This window comes from Cellulomonas sp. KRMCY2 (genome assembly GCF_000526515.1).
In the GTDB taxonomy this organism is placed as follows: domain Bacteria; phylum Actinomycetota; class Actinomycetes; order Actinomycetales; family Cellulomonadaceae; genus Actinotalea.
Genome location: NZ_JAGF01000001.1, coordinates 3,812,675 through 3,832,913, shown reverse-complemented (window position 1 = coordinate 3,832,913; position 20,239 = coordinate 3,812,675). Strand labels below are relative to the sequence as shown.

Here is a 20,239-nt window from a genome sequence, read left to right as displayed (position 1 = left end):
CATGGATCCGCACAGCTTCGTGGACGGGGTCCACATAGCCGTCTACCGGACCGCGATCGATGGCGTGATCAAGCTGCTGCGGACACCTCCCGGCCGCAGCCCCAGGCCCGACCTGGTTGCCCTGAGTACTTGGTTCAACGGGCTCGACGAGCGGAGCGCTGAGCAAGTCAAGGAGGTCATTCGACTGGCAGTTGATCAATCTGTCTTCGGTCTCCTGGCTGTGCTCGACGGCGTACGCGCCGTCGATAACGAGGTGACGGACCTGATCCTCCTGGGAGATGGGACGCCGCTGAACGCGGAGGGCGACCTTCATGATCAATTCCGCAGTCTCGTCGATCAGGAGCTCGGGTTTGACTAGAACCGAGGCGGCGAGGAAACGGCCAGAGGGGATTGCTGTCGGTCTGGTTGACACTCTCGGTGGGTGGGTCTCAGGTCGCGTGAGCGGCCTGGCTCGCGACGGGAGGGGTCTTGTCGAACCGCACGCCCAGGAGGCGGATCGGGGGTGGGCCAGGATCGTCCGAGGCGTCGAGATACCCGTGGTCGAGTGCGCTCGCGCGTACTAGCGCTAGTCATCACCGGCTCGGCCGTCACCCAGCCTCAGGCGGCCGAGTGGCGTTCGGAGCGCACCGTCCAGAGTGTCGCGGAAGGGCGATGCCTCGGCCCGTTCAGCGAACTAGCGGCCTGGAGCCGCTTGCCACGGTTCTCAACCGCGCGCCTGAGGCAGCGACTGGACGAACGCGGTGAGCGCTTCGACGCGGATCTTGGCTGAGCGACCGATGTGGACGACAGGGACCCGGCCGGCAGCAATCAGGTTGTACATCTGGCTGCGGGAGATGCCTATGCGGTGTGCGGCCTCGGGGATGGAGAGCAGGAGCCGGTCGTCGGGCGTGACGGTGATGTCGAGGACCTGCTCGGGCTGGGGCCGGCGGCGTGTCGGGATCGTGACGCGCAGGGTGGTCGGGGCGCTCATCTGGACCTCCAGGGATCAGTGCGGATCCCCATCGTCGGCGGGTGCTATTGCCAAGAGTCTGACCGCGGAAGCGGCAGCGCCGTGACCCGGCCGCGACTGCAGTCGAGCGAGGACGCCTGCCTCTTGCCACGGGTCTGACCACGGGCGCATGTGGCCCCCTGCCTCTTGCCAGAAGCTTGACCAAACGGCGCGCCAGCCAGTCGCCGCAGCCCGCTGACCTGCGGTGACTCTCGCGGTCAGACCTCTGGCAATACCTCCCGCGCACCGTGGCCGGTGTCCATGACGACACCGGAGGCGACCATGAACGATCTCGACGACGACGTGCGCGACGTCCGAACGCGGATCACCTTGCGTGACCATGACCAGCTGCGTCGCACGCTTGCCCGGATCGAGGCGGAGGGCTGGGACGGGCCCACGGGGCGTGGGCTCCTGGAGTTCGTCCGGCAGGACATGATCCGCCGGATGGTGGTCGGGCTCGGCCTGCGCGGTACGGCCGCGTACGAGGCCGAGGCGACGGGGTGGGCGGCCGCATGGGAGGCGCTGAACGCTCCGCGGCTCGCCGAGGCCGATCTGCCATGGTCGCTGATCCACGCCGCCGCGCGGCGTGCGGTGCTCGGCGAGCTGCTCGCCGCCCGGTACGCGACGGGCGTCCGTCGCGCCTGGGAGATCCGCGACGCGACACGGGACTCGGGCTGCGATCCCCGGGTAGTGCCGGTCGACGACCTGACCGGCCTCATCGAGGCGCGAGCGGGTGCCGGCGACGGCGCGAGCGGTCTGCTGGACGCTGCCCTCGATCTCCTTCGCGACCGGCTGGTCGAGCTTGGCTGGGACGACGTCGCGCTCGATGCGGTCGTCGACGCATTGTTCGACGGCCGGCTCACGGTGGGGTCGACCGGGGCGTGCACCGGGTGGCGGCCGCTGTCGGCCGACGTCGGTGTCGCGCCGTGGCGGGTTCGCCGGCTGGCCGTCGCGCTGCTCGGTGGTCCGCAGTGGCCCGGGATGATCGCCCGCGTGGTCCGCGAGGGGGCAGGGGTTCTGGAATCGCAGACAGGCCGCGCGGCGCTCGAGTCGACTGTCCGCAGGCGCTGGCGATCGCCGCAGCTCCAGGCCGAGCGCGCCGCCGCGTCGAGCCCGGCCGACCGGAGGACGTCGACGGTTGGGACGCCCTCGTGACGGTCGCCGCGACGAACTCGTGGCCGGCGTCGTCGCGTCTTCTGTGATCTCGTGCACCCCAGTAGGTATGGGACCCACCGGCTTCCTGCACAGCGCCCGCGCTGAGCGCGATATCCACAGATCCACTCGACCACGGCAACCGGCACCACCGAGCAGCCGTCCACTGGGCGGCATGAATGCCACCTCGGGACGCATCAATTCGCAGGCGACCGCCCACCCGGGGCTTCCCGAATCCCGCGGACGGGTGTCAAATGGGCGGATTGTCGCGGTCGAGAGCGTCGTCCGCGGAGGTCGTGCGGGGCGATCGGGACTGGGGGGTCTCCGATGACGACGACAACGACGTTCGGGCGAACAGCCATGAGCGGGTTCCTCGCGGCCGTGATCCTCGCGGCGTGCACGGGGCCCGAACCCGAGCCGACAGGGTCCGTGACACCCACTCCCACCACGACGTCGAGCACCGCCACTCCCACCCCGACCACGGACCCCGAGATCGTCGCGGCCGAGGAAGCGATCCTTGAGGCGTACCGGGGCTACTGGGCCGCGAAAGTCGCGTCGTACGCAGACCCCACCCGGCCGCAGGACCCGAATCTCGAGGTCTACGCCGACGACACCGCCCTGACGGATGCGCAGACGACAATCTTCACCCTGCGCGAGAACGGCATCGCCATCCCAGGTGAGCCGGTGCTCGCGCCGGTCGTCTCCGACATCGTGCTCTCGCCAGAGGCTTCAGCGACGATCAGGGACTGCGTCGACGCCGCGAACTGGCAGCCGATCTACGTGGCCACCGGCGAGAAGCCGAGCTCTCGCCGTCCTCGCCGCAGACACATCAACGGGTCCGTCACCGCCCGTCCTGCGGCGGGCTGCACGTCGCGCGGGGCACGACCTGCGCGGAGCGGCCGCGTCACCCCTAGGGCCCGAAGTTCCACCCAGTCTCGTCGGTCACGATCGCCGGGCCATTGAAGGTCATGCCGCCCCCCCCTGCCTCGCCGCCGAGCTCGACGTCGAGACCTCCCGTCGCCCCACGGTGGACCGTCACGGTGAAGGTGAACCGCGTCCCCGGACCGGGAAGGGCCTCCGGCGTGACAGTGACCTCCGGCGAGCTCCCGGTGACCCTGAACACTTCATCGTCCTCAAGGTCCATGCACAGCGCGAAGGGGGCGCTGGCGCCGAAGTCATGATGCGACTCGGTGTAGTCCAAGCCGACGCCGAGCCCACCGTCGCCACCCCCGGTGTCGGGCGGGTGGTTGCAGCTCGGTGACGCGCCGGCCGTCGGCGTGGCGGTGCTCGGCGCGGCGGTGGTCGGCGCGGTGGTGCTCGGCGCGGCGTTCGGGTCGGCTCCGCCCTGGCACCCGGCGAGCGCCAGGACGGAGATCGCGAGTGCGGCGAACTGACGGCTCCGACGAGGCATGAACTCATCCTCGCAGGTCGGGGCCCCGGCATGAGGCGTCGGCTGCGTGGTTCATCCTTCCGGCCGAATCTGCCGCGGGCGCGTGACTATGACGCCCGGCGGAGGCACGCACCGGGGTGTGCGCCATGCGGGACGGGGCCCCACGACCCCACAACCGGGTGAAGTCGTTGGCAATCGGGTGACCTCGGCGCAGAACGGGCAACACCGGGTGGATCGAGGCCCCTACTTTGGGCGAGCCCAGAGCGCCTGATCGCGGAGGACGAACCCCATGACACTGCCCCGTCGCGCCTTCCAGGCGGTCGTCGCACTGGCGATCGCCTGCGCCGTCGTCGGCTCCTCCGCTCTGACGGCCGCGGCGGCACCGGAGCCCGCCGCCGTCGACAAGGCCGGTTCGGTGTCGACCGCCGAGCCGGACGCCGAGGTGGTGGCGGGCGAGGAGCCCTCGGCCGTCGAGGTTCCCCGGGGTGACGACGACACCCTGGACATCACCGCGGACTACCGCGACGGCGACGCGGTGTTCACCCTGACCGGCGTTCCGGGTACCGCCTACGACGTCACGCTGATGGGCCAGGGGGACGTCGAGCCCGGCTCGCCCGGTACGTCAGTGGTCACCGATGCGGCCGGGGTCGCCGAGGTGACCGTGCCCCTCGTCGTGGGGGACGAGCGGGCCGGAGCGGTGTCCCTGACGGCGACGCGTGAGACCGGGGAAGTGACCCTCTCGAGCGCGTCCTCGCTGTGGATCGCACCGACCGCCGACGGGTCGGTGGCCTCGGGTGAGACGTCGATCGACGCCCAGGCGAACGCGATCGCCCTCGACCACGACACCGACGAGGCGCGCCAGGCGGCGTTCGAGCAACTGTTCGTCGCCCCCGTCGACGACGTCGTGCAGACCGTGCAGGCCGCGGGAGCGTCCGAGACGGTGCTGCGAGGCCACGTCACCTGGACGGACTGGAACGACGACCTGCACCCCGCCCGCCACATCCAGGTCCGGGTGCTGCAGTGGGGATCCGAGGTCGCGGTGCTCGAGACGGACGACGCCGGATACTACGAGCTGCGCCTCGGTGGTTGGCTTGAAGAGGACTACACCGAGCTGGACTTCGTCGCCACGAGCGACGCCGGCCGCGTCGGGATCGACCCCGGCTTCCCCTGGGGGTTCACGATCTACCACCAGTCGGTGAGCGTGGACGGCGGGGTCCCGCACGGCACGACGAAGACCGTGGACCTGAACATCGGGCACAACGGCGTCGCCCAGACGGCGTTCGCGATCCACGACGCGTTGTGGAGCGCGCACCTCTACGGGGAGATGGCCGGGGGCGACGTGCCGAGCGTCACCGTGGCCTATCCGGACGGGGCCGACGACGGCGCGTTCGCCAACGCCGACGGCCTGCACGTGGGCGAGTGGGAGTGGAGCGCCTGGGACGTCATCGCGCACGAGTACGGGCATTGGTTCGACCGGCACCACGGCATCGCGTCGGGCCCGGGAGGCGCCCACTGCTTCACAGACCACCTGGCAACGGACGTGTGCGGCAAGGACGAACACGGCAACGACAACCCCGGCAGGGGCAAGGACGAGGGTGGGCAGCTCGCCTGGTCCGAGGGGTACGGCAACTACTTCTCGGTGAGCGCCGGGCAGTACGCGGCGCACCCGGCCATCCCTGGCGTCGGTGACGGCGTGTACGACGACCTCATTCGCACCTCGACCGGAGGCGTCCCCATCGGCCCGCGCAGCTTCTCGGTGCCCATGGACGGCGAATGGGGAGGTGCCTTCCCCGGCGGGGACGACAACGAGGTCGCGGTGGCCGCGGTCCTGTTCAACCTCCAGCGTGATGGTGCCTCGGGGTTCGCCTACCAGGACGGCACAGCGCTGGGCCCGCTGCAGATGACCCGGCTGCTCGAGGACGCCGATGCCGAGCGGCTCAGCGACTTCCTGTCGTACGTGCGCCCGGCCACGGGGTCGCCGCGGATCTCCTCGAGCCAGGTCGCCGACCTCGGCTGCCTCCTCGCCTCGGCCGAGATCGCGCCGTACGCGGGCGCACCGCAGGCGAAGGCCTACGAGGTGACGGTCCCGGTCTCCGACGTGTCGAGGCCGCCGACGGTGTCGTGGTCGCGCGGCAACAAGGGGAACTTCGAGAACGACCGGTTCGTCGTGGAGATCTCCGAGGGCCCGTCGGTCGAGCCCTTCTTCACGTCCGATGCGATCACCGGCACGTCGTGGCAACCGACGGGCCGGCAGTGGACCGACATCGTCGTCGGGCACGGCAGCCTCGTGTACGTCCGGGTGACCGGGACGCAGACGGACAGCCCCGCGACCGGGCCGTTCTGGGGCTGCGCGACGCCGTACGTCTTCTCGTCCGGGGCGCTTCTCACGACGGACACCTGCGCCGAGACGACGCTCCCGCCGAACGACGACGGGTCGACGGGCGCCGTGGACCTGCCGTTCCCGGTGAACTTCTTCGGGACGACGTACACCTACCTCTACGTGAACAACAACGGGAACGTGACATTCGACGAGCCCATGAGCACGCGCACCCCGTTCACGCTCGACGAGGACACACCACCGATCATCGCGCCGTTCTTCGCCGACGTTGACACGCGCAGCGAGGGCTCGGCACCGGTCACCTACGGGACGACGGTGCTCGACGGGCACCAGGCGTTCTGCGTGAACTGGATCAATGTGGGCTACTTCGACCGGCACGACGACAAGCTCGTCTCTGCCCAGCTGCTCCTGGTCGACCGGTCCGACCAGGGTGCCGGTGACGTGGACATCGTCTTCAACTACGGCCACGTCGGGTGGGAGAGCGGTGATGGTGATGGCGGCGGCGGCGGCGGTGGCGGTGGTGGCGGTGGTGGGGGGGTCCCGACCAGCGTCGCGCTGGCGACGGGCAGCCTGCTGGGTGCGTCGGACGGCTTCGGCGGCGTTCCGGTGGGCGTCGGATACTCGGCAGGTACCGGTGACGCCGATGCGTTCTACCAGATGCCCGGGTCCCTGCAGACCCACCAGTTCACCGACGGCGACCCGCACGCGCTCGTCTCGCACAGCAACCGGGGCATGACTCTCGGCCGTTACCTCTTCCCGGTGCGCAACGGTAACGCCGGCAACTCCTCGACCGGCGTTCGCGGAACGGTCACCTCAAACGGCTTCCCGGTCGGCGGTGCGCCGATCCAGGTCTGCCCGCACGGTGGGGGCGAGTGTGTCTTCCAGACCCGGACAGCGACCGACGGCAGCTACGACGCGGTGGGCATCCCGCCTGGTACCTACGACGTGACGGCCTTCCCGCCGAGCGGCCTGAGCGCGAGTCGGGTCAGCGTCCCGTCGGTCGAGGTCACCCAGGATGACGTGACGATCGTGGACATCGAGCTCATGCAGATCGCCGGTCTGCCGCCCGGGACGACCTTCGGCCCGCTCGTCGCCCCGGGTGCCCCGCCGATGGTGCACTGGCAGGACACGCTGACCCTGCGGACCACCGGGTGCTTGGGGGGCAGCGCCTCGTTCGAGGTTCTCTCTACCGAGGGAGACTCCTACGGCGCCACCATCGCCTCCGGGCCGATGACCGGCGACGGCCAGGGCCACTACTCGGCCACGTTCGGCCCGGTGTACCCGCAGCACGGGTCGGCACTCGTTGGGATCACCATCGTCTGCCCCGACGGGTCGGTGCAGACGGTGCAGTTCGACATCTACATCGACCCGTCGGGTCGGGTGGTCGACCAGACCGGTGACGCCGTGGCCGGAGCAACGGTGACGCTGTTGCGCAGCGACACCGCCGACGGTGAGTTCGTGCCGGTGGCCGATGGCAGCGACCTGATGTCCCCGGCCAACCGGGCCAATCCGATGACCACCGGGACAACGGGGGCCTTCGGGTGGGACGTGGTGGCCGGGTACTACCGGCTCGTCGCGTCCAAGGACGGCTGCGCGTCGGCCACCACCGACGTGCTCACCGTGCCGCCCCCGGCCCTGGATCTTGAGCTCGTGCTCGTCTGCGAGGTGCCCGACGTTCAGGCGCCGGTCATCACCGTTGCCGATCAGCAGCTCGAGGGGAATGCTCGAGGTGGGTGGCAGGGCGACCTTCCCGGCGTAGATGTGACCGATCTGGACAGCCTGGCCGACGAGGTCGCGCTCACCAACGACGCCCCCGAGGTGCTACCGCTGGGGACGACCACTGTGACCTGGACCGCGACCGACCTGGCGGGCAACACCTCGACCGCCCGGCATGCGGTCACCGTGGTCGACGCCACGGCGCCGTCGATCACCTGCCCGCCGGACCTCGACATCACCTACACCCACACCCCGCAGCTGGGCGCCCCGGCCGTGGACGACGTCGTCGACGCCACACCGACCGTGACCCCCGGACTCCCTGCGTCGTGGCCGATCGGTGCCTCGAACGTCACCTGGACAGCCACCGACTCCTCGGGCAACGAGGCGACCTGCACCCAGATGGTCACCATGTCCGTGCCGGTGGACCTGGCCGATGCCACGCGCTCCACGTCGCTGGTCGGTGAGGAGACGATGGCACCCGGCGACACGCTGTCCCTGGACGCCGCGGTCCCGGAGCCCGAAGAGATCGCCTCGCACGCCGACGTGGTCGGGCGGGTGTACGCCGTCGCGGTGGACGGCACGACCACCGACCTGGGGGACGTGGCCTTCGACTCCGAGGAGAAGGCGACCGTGACACTTCCCGCCACGTACCCAGGCCGGGGCGAGGTGCGGATCGCCGTCGTGTTCGACACCACACCGCTGGTCTGGGACACCGTGCAGGTTGCGTCAGTCGCCCCCACCTGGGACCCGACGGCCGTGTACCAGGCGGGTGACGTGGTGCTCTACGACGGCCGCCGGTTCGAGGCGCAATGGTGGACCCAGAATCAGACGCCTGGCGCGTCGCCGTGGGGTCCGTGGGCGGAGATCGGCGCAACCTTGACTTGCGGGGGCGGTCCCGGCCAGCAGTGGACGGCGTCGTGGATCTACACCGGTGCCGAGACCGTGGTGCACGACGGCTCGCTGTGGACCGCCAAGTGGTGGACCCGCAACCAGGAACCAGGCGCGACGAGTTCGGGTCCCTGGGAGCCGGCCGGTACCTGCTGAGCGGAGCCGCGGGCAGCGGGGTCGTTGGGCGCACGTCCTCCGACCGAAGGCCCAAGAGCCGGGTGTCGCCCAGCCGGGGGATGACGTGGCCGTTGAGGCTGCGCTCGTGGTTCAGCGGGTGTTCTCCGTGACGTCGCTCAGGAGCGCGCGGGCGAGCCAGAGCTCGGCCAGGGTGTGGAACGTCGGCGCGTTGGGTGGCGTCGACGCCGGCAGCGTGCTTCGTCTTCAGGTCGATGAGCCGCTCGCGAGTTTCAGTTCGGCTTCGACCGATGACCTTGGGCCGGAGACGGCGTCCGGTGGCGCCCCGGCCGGGGTCGATCGATCCCCGGCCTGCCCTCCCGGCGGCGCCGGCGGTCCGCCTATCGGTAGGCCAAAGTAGGCCCAACTGGCGTGGGCAGAGATGGACACCCACGGACGCGTATGGGCCTTGACCTGCGCAAACGTCGCCGCGGCACGCCCTCGTGAGCAGCGCAGGAGGGACTGGGGTCAAGGGGTCGCAGGTTCAAATCCTGTCATCCCGACAGGGATTACTGCAGGTCAGGGCCTTGTCGATCAACGTCGACAGGGTCCTTTCCCCGTTGGGTGATCTTGCTGGACCCCGCGGGATGGGATCGCAACAGCGAGCATCACGCTGCGGCTCGACGTGAGCTTCGGCGACCCGGTGACCCCGCCTCCGCGAACGGTCCTGCTGCCCGCCCTTCGCCCGACCATGGCGCCTGTGGCCGTGCTCGGGTATCCGATCGAGACGGTGCTGGCCGAGAAGATCGTCACGGCCCTCGAACTCGGCGCGGCCAACACCCGGGTGCGCGACTACGCCGACATCTACTCGATCACCGGAGCCCACGACCTCGACCAGGGCACCGTTCGGCAGGCGATCGATGCCACCGCAGCCCATCGCGGGGTCACCCTCGCACCCCTGAGCGGCACAGTCGGTGCACTGGCCACGTCGCGCGCCGGCACCTGGGCCGCCTACCGGCGGAGCCTCGGACGTCAGGGCGAGGATCTGCCTATGGGCTTCACGGATGTCGTCTCGCCAGTCACAGCGTTTGCCGACGGCGTCCTCGTGGAGGCTACCGACGCGAGGTGGCTTGCAGAGTCGCGAACGGGGCGCTCCCAGGCGTAGTGCTGGTGGAGGGCAAGAGGGGAGCCTAGATCTGCCCTGTGGTGAGTGGAGCCTCCGCGGGGCTGCGGCCGTGCCGGGTCGGCTCTCTGCGCGGATCGAGGAGTTGGGGTCCAGGTCCTGGACCCCAACTCAGCGAACGGCAGCGGGCCCCGGCGAATCGAGACGCACGCGCAAGCAGCCTGACCTGCACAAACGTGAATGTCAGCGGACTGTCGCGGACACCCTGAACTGACTGGGGGTCAAGGGGTCGCAGGTTCAAATCCTGTCATCCCGACAGTGAAAGAGCAGGTCAGAGGGCCGCACCGCTTCGGCGAGGCGGGCCTCTGACCGTCCAGTAGACCTATCGGTAGGCCTGAGTACGCCCTGAACGAACATGGACGCCGCTGAGCTCCGCGGGACGTCCATCACACCGGGCTCCCGGCCCTACGCCCGCAGGGTTCGGGACTGTCCGATCTTCGGTGTAAGTGCCATCTGGCGTCTTAGTTGATCGAGGGGTTGATGCGCCCGTCGAAGGTGATGGCGAAGGCGTTGAGGGCGGCTTTCCAGCGGATGACCCAGCGTGCCCGACCGCGGCCGGTCGGGTCCAGGGACCGGGTGACCAGGTAGAGACACTTCAGCGCGGCGGCCTCGTTGGGGAGGTGGCCCCGGGCCCTGACCGCGCGCCGGTAGCGGGCGTTGAGGGACTCGATCGCGTTGGTCGCGGGAGATGACCTTGCGGATCTCGACCTCGTAGTCCAGGAAAGGGATGAACTCGCCCCATGCCGAGCGCCAGAGCTTGACCGCCGCGGGGTACTTGCCGCCCCAGCGTTCGGCGAAGTCCTCGAGCCGGGCTTCGGCGGCCTGCACGCTCGGGGCGGTGTAGATCGGGCGCAGGTCCTTGGCCATTGCGTCCCAGTCCTGGCGGGCGGCGTAGCGGAACGTGTTGCGGATCAGGTGGACCACACACGTCTGGACCTGGGCCAGCTCCCAGGTCGTGGTGATCGACTCCGGCAGGCCCTTGAGCCCGTCGCAGACCACGATGCACGCGTCCTGCACTCCGCGGTTCTTGATCTCGGTCAGCACCGCCAGCCCGTACTTGGCGCCCTGGCCGCCGTCCCCGGCCCAGATCCCCAAGATGTCCCGTTCCCCGGCGCAGGTCACGCCGATGACGACGTAGAACGGCCGGTTGGTGACCTGCCCGTCGCGGACCTTGACCACGATCGCGTCGATGAACAACACCGGGTAAACACGATCCAGGGGCCGGGTGGCCCACTCGGTCATCTCCGCGCCGACCTTCTCGGTGATCCTGGAGATCGTGTCCTTGGACACCGAGGCGCCGTAGACGTCGGCGAAGTGCGCTGCGACCTCACCGGTCGTCAACCCCCGGGCCGTCAAAGACAACACGATCTGGTCGACCCCCTCCAGCCGGCGTTGTCGCTTCTTGACGATGACCGGGTCGAAGGTGCCGTCCCGGTCCCGAGGGACCTCGATCTCGACCGGGCCGACCTCGGTCAGCACCGTCTTGGCCCTGGTGCCGTTGCGCGAGTTCTCCTTGTTGCGCCCGACCGGGTCGTGCTTGTCATAGCCCAGGTGCTCGGAGAGCTCCTCCGCCAGGGCCGCCTCCAGGACCTGCTTCGTCAGGCCCGTCAACAACCCGCCCGGGCCGACCAGGTCGATCCCGGCCGCCCGAGCCTGCTCGACCATCTTCGCCGCCAGCTCACGCTGCGCGTCCTCGTCCAACACCGTGTCCGTCGTCCTCACGGACTCGATCGTCTCGGTCATGCTGCCTGCTTCCCCGCCAAGCCGCGCCCGGCGTGTCCGGCCAGACAGCAGTAACACCGTTACTCGGACAGACCCACTACGTGGAGCGACGCACGAGGGACGCGTTTCCCGGGCTGTTCGCGGACGGCGTGATCGAGGATCGTCACACGATGGGGTTGCGCATCGTGGCGGGGCTGGGGCCCGAGGCGCTGTTCCCGGGTCAGGGTGGTGAGTCCTACGGCGTCGCGAACTCGATCGGGCAGACCGGGCCGACCCAGCCGGACCCGCAGACGCCGGTGTCGAGCCCCGCCTGAGCCGCTCGGCGGTCAGGCGACCGCCCACCCGCCGTCTGACGGCAGGATCGCCCCTGTGACGTTGGTGGCGTCGTCGCTGATCGGCCAGGTGATTGCGGCGGCGAGCTGGTCGGCCGCGCCTGTCGATCAGCGAGTTCCCCGCTTGGTACAGCTGTCCGAGAGAGCTCCCTGGACAATGGGCGAGTCTGGCCGCCGACGTCAGGCGTCCAGGAGCACGTCGAGCGAGGCGATGAAGCCCTCGTAGTCCGTGGACCCGGTGATGAGGGCGTTCACTGCTGCGGGCCCGCTGAGGATACCGATGAGCCGGTCGAGCACGTCACGGAACACCCGGCGTTGGTCCGGGCTCACCGCGAGCAGGAGCACCAGCCGCACGGAGCGGTCGTCCCACGGAATCGGGCGCTCGGTGACCAGGACGCCGATCCCGGTGCTCGCCGCGTCGAGGAAGAGCGAGTGCGGCACGGCGAAGGCGGCACCGAAGGCCGTCGATGAGCGGCGCTCGCGGTCGAGGACGTCCTCGAGGAACCCGCCGTCGACGTAGCCGGTCTCCTGCATTGCCGAGCACATCAAGTGCAGGGCGGCGTCCCGGTCGGCCACCGATGGCAGCGCGTGGAAGAGCCTGGGGTCCACCAGGGACAGGACGTTCGATCGGAGCTGCTGCCGCACCACGCGGGCCCGTTCCGCACGGACGGCGTCCTGGACGCGGTCGAGGTCGTCGCGGGAGAGGAACGGGCCGACGAGGACGACGGGCACCGTGGTGACTGTGGCGAGGTCGATCGTCGAGACCACGAGGTCGCTGCGGATGCTCGCCCAGTCGTGGTCCAGGGTGGTGACGACGGACTCGACAAGGGCCTCGCCCGCAAGCTCCTCGCCGAGCCGGGCTGCGAGCGTCTCGTGGATGTCAAGGTACCGCGGAGCGACCACCGTCACCGTGAGGAGGGGACCTCGGTCGAGCTGCCGCTGGAAGAGGCTCCCCAGGTGGAACGAGAGGAAGTCGACCTCGCCCTCGGCGACGGTGATCCCCGCTCGTGACTCGATGGTCCTGGCGAAGAGCAGCGCGAGCTCGTGAACCAGCGGGTGCATCACCTTGAACGAGGCGCCCAGGGGGTTGCGCAGGCCCCGCCCGGACCGGGCACGGCTGATCAGTCCCTGCACGTGCAGGGCGAGGCTGGCGACGGCCGGCTCGTCGCCGAGGTCGAGCAGGAAGTGGTCCGAGACGACCCCCATGGTGTCGCGCACCAGCGCAAGCACCTCGGCCCTGACCTCCTGCGAGCCGCTGCCGCACCGCGACGAGACGATGCCGCTGAGCGTGATGCGCTCGCCGGGTGGCAGGGTGACGCCGGCGGACTCGTGCACCGCGTCCGAGAGCACGTCGAGGAGCCGGTCGCCGGTTGCCGCGCCCTCGTCCCCCTCGGCGTCCGCTCGATCGGCGCCGGGCTCCACGGTGTGGCCGCGACGAACCCGGTCGGCGGCGATCGCCAGGTGGATGACGATGTCGTTGAGCACGAACTCGCCGACGTCGAAGCCGCCGTCCTTCAGCGCCTCCCGGGTGCGGCGCCGCAGTAGCTTGACGTCCATGTCGGGGTAGTCGTGCTCGAAGACCCGCAGCGCGGCCGGGTTGATGCCGTCCGCGGAGTCGAGCAGGACCTGACGCACCAGCCGCCGCTTGCTCCGCTCGGTGCCGTCGATCCTCAGCACGTCGCGCTCGCGACGGATGCGAAGGTCGTGCACCTTGAGCAGCTCGCGGGCGCGGGCCAGGTCGCCGTCGATCGTTTCCCGGCTCACCGCAAGGAGCTCCGCGAGCGTGTCGACGTGGGTGCCCTCCTGGTGCGTGACCAGGTGCCGGGCGAGGAAATAGAGGCGTTGACGCGGCGTCTCGACCTTGCGGGCGGACGCGCGGCGGCTCGCGCGGTAGCGCCGGTACGCGGCCTGGTCGAGCCGGTACCCGTGGTGGCTCGTGCGGACGACGTCCGTACCGGCCCGCGCGTTGATCTCGGCCGCGTACGTGCGGACGGACCTGCTGGAGACGTGGAGCGCTGCGGCCAGCGTCTCCCCGGACATCGGTCCCGGCGAGCGGCGCAGGACGTCCAGGAGCTCCTCACGGCGTTCGCGGCTCACGCTGATCCGTCCTCGTCGACGACAGGGGGCGCGCCCTTGATAGCACCGGTCGCCGAACGACCACAACGTGACCGGCTTCCGCCTCGGAGGAAGGGGCTTGTGGCCTGCCTTGATTCCGCCGAAGCGGAAGCGACGTGCCTGGATCACGCCGGGCCGCCCGGTCACCATCGTCTGGGCGACACCCCCGTGTGCCCAGGGCGTCAGCAGTGCGCCGGCGACCAGCCGGCGCCCAAGCAAGGGAGCTTGCATGGCAGCACGGTTGCGAGTGCTCCTGGTCTGCGGATCGGGAGCGAGCAGCGGCTTCATGGCCGCGAACATCCGCAAGGCCGCGGCCGGGCGTGGTCTGGAGATGAGTGTCGTCGCACGCGGCGAGAGCGAGATCGAGAACTACGTCGACGAGATCGACGTCCTCATGGTCGGACCGCACCTGGCGTACATCCTCGACGAGATCGACGAGTACATCGGCGACCACCCGGTGACCGTGATCCAGATGCGGCCGGACTACTACTCCACGCTGGACGGGCAGGCCGCGCTGGAGCACCTCCTCGACCAGATCCCCCCCATGGACGGAGCTCAGGCATGAACGCAATGACCGAATGGCTCGAGCGCACCTTCGCGCCGCGGATGACCAAGCTGAACAACAATGTGTGGGTCCTGACGCTCAAGGACTCCATCATGCAGATCCTGCCGTTCATCTTCCTCGGCTCGGTCTTCGTCCTGCTCGCGGTCCTCCAGGGCTACGTGAGCTGGCTGCCCGACTTCTGGGTGCCGTTCGGCTGGACGATGGGGCTGGTCTCACTCTTCATGGCCTTCCTCATCCCCTTCAACCTCATGGAGAAGAAGCGGCTTCGCAAGCAGCGGCTCATCGCCGGGCTCAGCGGCATCTCGCTCTTCCTCATCATCATCACGCCCGAAGTCGTGGCCAGCGAGACGCCGGGCTTCAGCCACAGCGCGCTGGGCGCGGGCGGCATGTTCATCGCGATCATCGCCGGCGTCTTCACCGGGCTGATCATGAGCCTCTTCGGCCGGTTCACCTTCTTCAAGGAGAACTCGGCCCTGCCGGACTTCGTCCGGGCCTGGTTCGACGCGATGCTGCCGATCGCCGTCGTGGTCGTGTCCGGATGGGTCGTCGTCGACCTGCTCGACTTCGACCTCTACAACGCGATCGTCTCGATCTTCATGCCGCTGCAGAACGTCATGCAGACCCCGTGGGGCTTCGCGATCTGGATGTTCGTGCACTGCGCCCTCTACTCGATGGGTATCTCGGGCTGGGTGCTGGAGCCGGTGCAGAAGCCGATCTTCCTTGCCGCGATCACGGCCAACATGGCCGGCTCTGCCGCCAACCTCGTCACGGCCGAGACGATCTACTCGGCCTACCTCTGGATTGGCGGCGTCGGTGCCACGCTGCCCCTGGTGATCATGCTCATGTGGTCCCGCTCCAAGCGCCTCAAGGCGCTGGGTCGCGCGTCGCTCGTCCCGGGCATCTTCAACATCAACGAGCCCGTCGTCTTCGGCGCCGTGGTATGGAACCCCATGCTCATGATCCCGATGTGGCTGCAGGGCCTCGTGCTGCCGCTGGTGGTCTGGCTGTTCACCAAGGTCATCCCGCTCGCGCCCGTCCCCGAGCGGCTCTTCGACCTGTGGTACACCCCGTTCCCGCTGAGCACCTGGCTCTCCACATCGTCCGCCCGGGCGATCGTCCTCGCCGTCATCGTCTTCGTGGTCGCATCGGCCATCTGGTACCCGTTCTTCCGTGCCTACGAGAAGCAGGTCGTGGACGCGGAGATCAAGGAAGCCGAGCAGAAGAAGCTCGAGGGCGACGCAGCCGCGAGGAACGGCGCCGGGCGGGACGTCCCGTCGGTCGAGATCGGTGGGACGCCGACGGCGGAGGCGCGCGCCTGAGCCCGGAGCCCACACCACACCACGCGTACGTACGACGGCAACACGAGGAGACACAGTGACCCAGGACCCCGCGGTCAGTGCCGCAATGCAGATCCTGCTGGGAGCCGGAGAGGCCAGGAAGCTGGTCGGCGATGCCATCGAACTGATGGTCGCGCTGGACTTCGACGGCGCGCTCGCCCAGCTCGCCGGTGCGCAGGCGGCGCTCCGCACGGCGCACCAAGTGCATACGGACGTCATCCAGGCCGAAGCCTCGGGGACCGCCGTCACCTTCCCGGCTCTCTTCAGCCACGCGCAAGACACGATGATGACCACCGACGGTGAGATCCGGATGGTCAGACGGCTCGTCGCCGCGTTCAAAGGCGTGGACGCCCGCCTCGCGGCGATCGAGTCTGCGATGTCACGTACGACGGCCGCCACGACAGGGGAGGGCGCCCGATGAGCGCTTCGGCGCCCTTCCCCCCGTCATTCCTGTGGGGCGGTGCCATCGCCGCCAATCAGGCCGAAGGCGCGTGGCGGGAGGGGGGCAAGGGCTGGTCCCTCGCCGACCTCAACCTCTACCGCGGCGACCTGGCGCCAACGGACCGGAACAACTCCGAGCTCACCACCGACCAGGTGCGCGCGGCGATGTCCGACACCGTGGGGCGCTATCCCAAGCGCGACGGGATCGGCTTCTACCACACGTACGACTCCGACCTGGAGCTCATGGCGGGCGCCGGGATGACGGCCTTCCGCACCTCGATCTCGTGGGCGCGGATCTTCCCGAACGGTGACGACGCCGAGCCGAACGAGGAGGGTCTGGCCTTCTACGACCGCCTGATCGACTCGATCATCGCCCACGGCATGGAGCCGGTCATCACGGTGTCCCACTACGAGATGCCGGTGAACCTCACCCTGAACTACGACGGGTGGTACTCCCGGGAGCTCATCGACCTGTTCGTCCGCTACTGCGAGGTCGTCCTGCGCCGGTACGCCGGCAAGGTGCGGTGGTGGATCCTGGTCAACCAGATCAACCTCATCACGCACGAGTCGTTCAACCACCTGGGCGTCGCCGCCGACCGCGTCGACGACATGTGGTCGGCCAAGTACCAGGCCATCCACCATGAGCTGGTCGCGTGTGCCCGCGCGACCAGGCTGGGGCGTGAGATCGACCCGGACTTCCGGTTCGGCGTCATGCTCGCGCACGGCAACGAGGACCCGGCGTCGCCCCGCCCGGCCGATCGGCTCGCCGCGATGCGGCAGAACCAGATGGAGTACTTCTTCTCCGACGTCGCCCTCCGCGGGCGCTACCCGGGCTTCGCCCGGCGGGTCTTCGCCGACCGCGGCATCGAGGTCACCATGGCGGACGGCGACGAGCAGGACCTGGCGGAGGGGGCGGCGGACTACCTCGCCTTCTCGTACTACTACACGCGCATCGTCGATGCGGAGTCGTTCGAGACACGGACGTCCAAGGACAACCCGTACCTCGCTGCGAACGAGTGGGGCTGGTCGGTGAACCCCACGGGTCTCCGGGTCGCCTTGAACGAGTACTGGGACCGCTATCAGGTGCCCCTGATGATCGCGGAGAACGGGTTCGGCTGCCGCGACGTGCTCGCCGACGACGGCACCGTCGACGACCAGTACCGGATCGCCTACATGCGGGATCACCTCCGCGCGGTCGCGGACGCCCTGGCCGACGGCGTGGATGTCATCGGCTGGTTCTGGTGGGGGCCGATCGACATCGTGAGCTGCTCCTCCAGCGAGATGGCCAAGCGGTACGGGTTCATCTACGTCGACCTGGACGACACGGGTGCCGGCTCGCGAGCCCGCATCCCGAAGGCCAGCTACGCGTGGTTCCGGCGCGTCACCGCCTCGTGCGGTGCGGATCTGGACTGAGGGGAGGAGAGCCATGCCGCTACGCACAGTCGTCGTCGCCTCGCAGGTCGGCCTGCATGCCCGCCCGGCCGCCGTCTTCACCACCGCGGTGATCGGCAGCGGTCTCCCCGTGACCGTTGGGCGGCCGGGATCGGCTCCGGTCGACGCCCAGAGCATCCTGGCCGTCATGGGCCTCGCCGTGAAGCACGGCGAGACCGTTGAGCTGGCCGCGTCCGGCAGCGATGCCGATCGCGTGCTCGACGAGCTCGTCGGGCTTCTCGAGCAGGACCTCGACGCCGAGTAGGCAACGGACGCCGGATGGCCGACGGACGAGCGTCGTCGCCGTCCGGCGTCCCCTCGTGCGCACCTCAAAGACAGGAGCAAGGTCGATGACCCTCACCGTGAGCCGGGGCCTCGGGATCGGCCGGGGCGTCGCCGTCGGGCCAGTCGCCATCATGCGGCCCGCGCCCGTGCCACCGGCCGGCGAGGCGCCTGCCGAGATGCCCGAGGCGGCCGCGCGTGAGGCGACGGCCGCGTTCGTCGCGGTCGCGGACGACCTTCGTCGCCGGTGCGCGACGTCGTCCGGTGCTCTGGCCGATGTGCTGGGGGCGACGGCCCTGATGGCGGAGGACGCCGCGCTCCTGGACGACGTGGAGCGCCGCATCCTCGTCGGGGCTCCCACCTGTTCCGCCGTGGACGAGGCCGTCGAGGCCGTGGGGGCCGTGTTCTCGTCCGCCGGAGGGTACCTGGCCGAGCGGGTGACCGACCTGCGCAGCGTCAAGGATCGCGTGTTGGCCCGCCTCCTCGGCTGCCCCGAGCCGGGGCTCACGCTCAGCGAGCCTTCCGTGGTCGTGGCCGTGGACCTGTCGCCGGCCGACACCGCCGCGCTGGACCTCGACAGCGTGCTGGCGATCGTCACGGAGGTCGGCGGGCCGACCGGCCATACAGCGATCATCGCCGGGCAGCTGGGCCTGCCCTGCGTCGTCCAGGTGCCGGGCGTGACGACCCTGCCCGTCGGCACGACGGTCGTTGTGGACGCGGGCGCCGGGACCGTCACGGCCGATCCCGGGGCGGAGCTTGTCGCTTGGGTCGCCCGCCGCAGGGCGGCGGCCGAGGCGCTCGCAGGAGACCGCGCCCCCGGGGCGACGAGGGACGGGCACCGGATCGCGCTGGTGGCCAACGTCGGTACGCCGGAGGATGCGCTGCGCGCGTCTGCGGCGGGCGCAGAGGGCGTCGGCCTGTTCCGGACCGAGGTGCTCTTCCTCGACCGCCGGACGGCGCCGACGGCGAGGGAGCAGGAGTCGGTGTACCGGAAGGTCTTCGACGCGTTCGCCGGGCGCAAGGTCGTCGTGCGCACGCTCGACGCCGGGGCCGACAAGCCACTCGCGTTCGCACAGCAGGCGACGGAGGAGAACCCGGCGCTCGGCGTCCGTGGGTACCGGCTGGTCCGGACCCTGCCGGAGTTGATGGCCACCCAGCTCGGGGCGGTCGCCCGGGCCGCGGAGGGCTCCGGGGCCGAGGTCGCCGTCATGGCGCCGATGGTCGCCACCGTCGTCGAGGCCAACGACTTCACGGCGCGCGCCCGGGCCGCGGGGCTCCGCACCGTCGGCGTCATGGTCGAGGTGCCCGCCGCCGCCCTCCAGGCCGAGCGGTTGCTCGAGGCGGTGGACTTCGTGTCGCTCGGGACGAACGACCTGGCCCAGTACACGATGGCCACGGACCGCCTCCGCGGGGAGCTCGGGGACCTGCTCGACCCGTGGCAGCCGGCCGTGCTCCAGCTCGTCGCGGCGACCGCGTCGGCTGCCCGTGCGGCCGGCAAGCCGGTCGGCGTGTGCGGCGAGTCGGCGGCCGACCCGGTCATGGGTCTTGTCCTCGTCGGCCTCGGCGTCACCAGCCTGTCGATGGCCCCCGCCGCCCTTGCGGCCGTCCGGTTCGCGCTCCGCAGTCACTCGCTGGCACAGTGCCGCGCGATCGCGGCCGCGACGACGGCCGCCCCCGACGCCGCATCGTCCCGGCAGGCGGCGCTCGCGCTCGTTGCGGACGACGTCCGGCACACGCTCGGGCTCTGACGGTGGACGGCGGAGCGGTCGAGGAGACGAAGGGAGCGGTCGGGGGTCGGACGGCCTCGCGCGCGGTGTTCCTCGACGTCGACGGCACCTATGTCCACCACGGTGTGGTACCGCCGGGGCACGAGGCTGCCGTGCGCGCGGTCCGTGCGGCCGGGCACCGGGTCTTCCTGTGCACCGGGCGCTCCCGGGCGATGCTCTCGCCGCACCTTCTTGCCGCAGGGTTCGACGGCCTCGTCGCGGGGGCGGGCGGGTACGTCGAGGTCGGCGGGCGGGTCCTCCTGGACCGGAGGTTCCCTGACGCCGTCGCGGCACGCACCCTCGCCGTCCTGGATGCGCACCGCGTTGCCTACATCCTTGAGGCGCCAGAGGCGGAGTATGGCCGGCCTGGCGTCGACGAGCACCTGCGGGCGCTGCTGGACGGCTTGCCGGCGGTGCCGGGTGAGGCCCGCGATGGGCTCGACGACGTACTCGGCGCCCTACGCATGCGCGACGACTAC

At 70.1% G+C, this 20,239-nt stretch carries 14 protein-coding genes and 2 pseudogenes; 12 read left to right on the top strand and 4 right to left on the bottom strand.

Annotated features, from left to right (window positions below; translation table 11 throughout):
- Position 1 precedes the first annotated feature (1 nt).
- Positions 2-358: a hypothetical protein gene (locus tag K415_RS0118070; protein ID WP_155859520.1), complete on the top strand. Its 357-nt coding sequence runs from the start codon at positions 2-4 to the stop codon at positions 356-358.
- Between the two features lie 345 nt (positions 359-703).
- Here K415_RS0118070 and K415_RS22180 read toward each other — a convergent pair whose 3' ends face one another.
- Positions 704-970, bottom strand: coding sequence for an AlpA family transcriptional regulator (locus tag K415_RS22180; RefSeq protein ID WP_024288433.1), 267 nt, complete (start codon positions 968-970; stop codon positions 704-706).
- Between the two features lie 300 nt (positions 971-1,270).
- Here K415_RS22180 and K415_RS0118060 point away from each other — a divergent pair, with 300 nt between their 5' ends.
- Positions 1,271-2,143, top strand: a complete 873-nt coding sequence (locus K415_RS0118060; protein ID WP_024288432.1) for a hypothetical protein — start codon at positions 1,271-1,273, stop codon at positions 2,141-2,143.
- A 907-nt stretch (positions 2,144-3,050) separates the two neighbouring features.
- Here the strand turns inward: K415_RS0118060 and K415_RS0118050 are convergent.
- The gene (locus K415_RS0118050) at positions 3,051-3,551 is read right to left on the bottom strand and encodes a hypothetical protein (protein ID WP_024288430.1); all 501 of its coding nucleotides are present in this window, start codon (positions 3,549-3,551) and stop codon (positions 3,051-3,053) included.
- A gap of 268 nt (positions 3,552-3,819) precedes the next feature.
- Here K415_RS0118050 and K415_RS23045 point away from each other — a divergent pair, with 268 nt between their 5' ends.
- Positions 3,820-8,628 (top strand): nidogen-like domain-containing protein, encoded by a 4,809-nt coding sequence (locus K415_RS23045; protein WP_024288429.1) that lies wholly within the window; start codon positions 3,820-3,822, stop codon positions 8,626-8,628.
- A 610-nt stretch (positions 8,629-9,238) separates the two neighbouring features.
- Entirely contained in the window at positions 9,239-9,751 is a 513-nt protein-coding gene (locus K415_RS0118035; protein ID WP_081785095.1) for a nucleotidyl transferase AbiEii/AbiGii toxin family protein, read from the top strand.
- A gap of 479 nt (positions 9,752-10,230) precedes the next feature.
- On the opposite strand, the pseudogene K415_RS22175 reads toward K415_RS0118035, so the two are convergent.
- A pseudogene (locus K415_RS22175) lies at positions 10,231-11,434 on the bottom strand (IS256 family transposase).
- A gap of 158 nt (positions 11,435-11,592) precedes the next feature.
- Between K415_RS22175 and K415_RS0118025 the strand changes: the two are divergent.
- Entirely contained in the window at positions 11,593-11,805 is a 213-nt protein-coding gene (locus K415_RS0118025) for a hypothetical protein (protein ID WP_024288426.1), read from the top strand.
- Positions 11,806-12,003: 198 nt separating this feature from the next.
- Here K415_RS0118025 and K415_RS0118020 read toward each other — a convergent pair whose 3' ends face one another.
- On the bottom strand, positions 12,004-13,920 hold the full coding sequence (locus K415_RS0118020) for a transcription antiterminator (RefSeq protein WP_024288425.1): 1,917 nt from the start codon (positions 13,918-13,920) through the stop codon (positions 12,004-12,006).
- Between the two features lie 247 nt (positions 13,921-14,167).
- Here K415_RS0118020 and K415_RS0118015 point away from each other — a divergent pair, with 247 nt between their 5' ends.
- The 7 genes and pseudogenes from K415_RS0118015 to K415_RS25200 form a co-directional block, all read left to right on the top strand.
- Positions 14,168-14,503, top strand: a complete 336-nt coding sequence (locus K415_RS0118015; RefSeq protein WP_029664096.1) for a PTS sugar transporter subunit IIB — start codon at positions 14,168-14,170, stop codon at positions 14,501-14,503.
- Entirely contained in the window at positions 14,500-15,822 is a 1,323-nt protein-coding gene (locus tag K415_RS0118010; RefSeq protein WP_024288423.1) for a PTS sugar transporter subunit IIC, read from the top strand. Before K415_RS0118015 ends, K415_RS0118010 begins: the two co-directional genes overlap by 4 nt.
- A gap of 55 nt (positions 15,823-15,877) precedes the next feature.
- Positions 15,878-16,261, top strand: a complete 384-nt coding sequence (locus tag K415_RS0118005; RefSeq protein ID WP_024288422.1) for a PTS lactose/cellobiose transporter subunit IIA — start codon at positions 15,878-15,880, stop codon at positions 16,259-16,261.
- Entirely contained in the window at positions 16,258-17,694 is a 1,437-nt protein-coding gene (locus tag K415_RS0118000) for a glycoside hydrolase family 1 protein (RefSeq protein ID WP_024288421.1), read from the top strand. The genes K415_RS0118005 and K415_RS0118000 overlap by 4 nt, the downstream gene beginning before the upstream one ends.
- Positions 17,695-17,707: 13 nt before the next feature.
- Positions 17,708-17,977, top strand: coding sequence for an HPr family phosphocarrier protein (locus K415_RS0117995; protein WP_024288420.1), 270 nt, complete (start codon positions 17,708-17,710; stop codon positions 17,975-17,977).
- 85 nt (positions 17,978-18,062) lie between these two features.
- A complete protein-coding gene (locus tag K415_RS0117990) occupies positions 18,063-19,742 on the top strand; it encodes a phosphoenolpyruvate--protein phosphotransferase (protein ID WP_024288419.1) in 1,680 nt (559 codons plus the stop codon).
- Positions 19,634-20,050 (top strand): annotated as a pseudogene (locus tag K415_RS25200) (HAD hydrolase family protein); the annotation flags it as partial. The gene K415_RS0117990 and the pseudogene K415_RS25200, both read left to right, overlap by 109 nt.
- Positions 20,051-20,239: the final 189 nt, after the last annotated feature.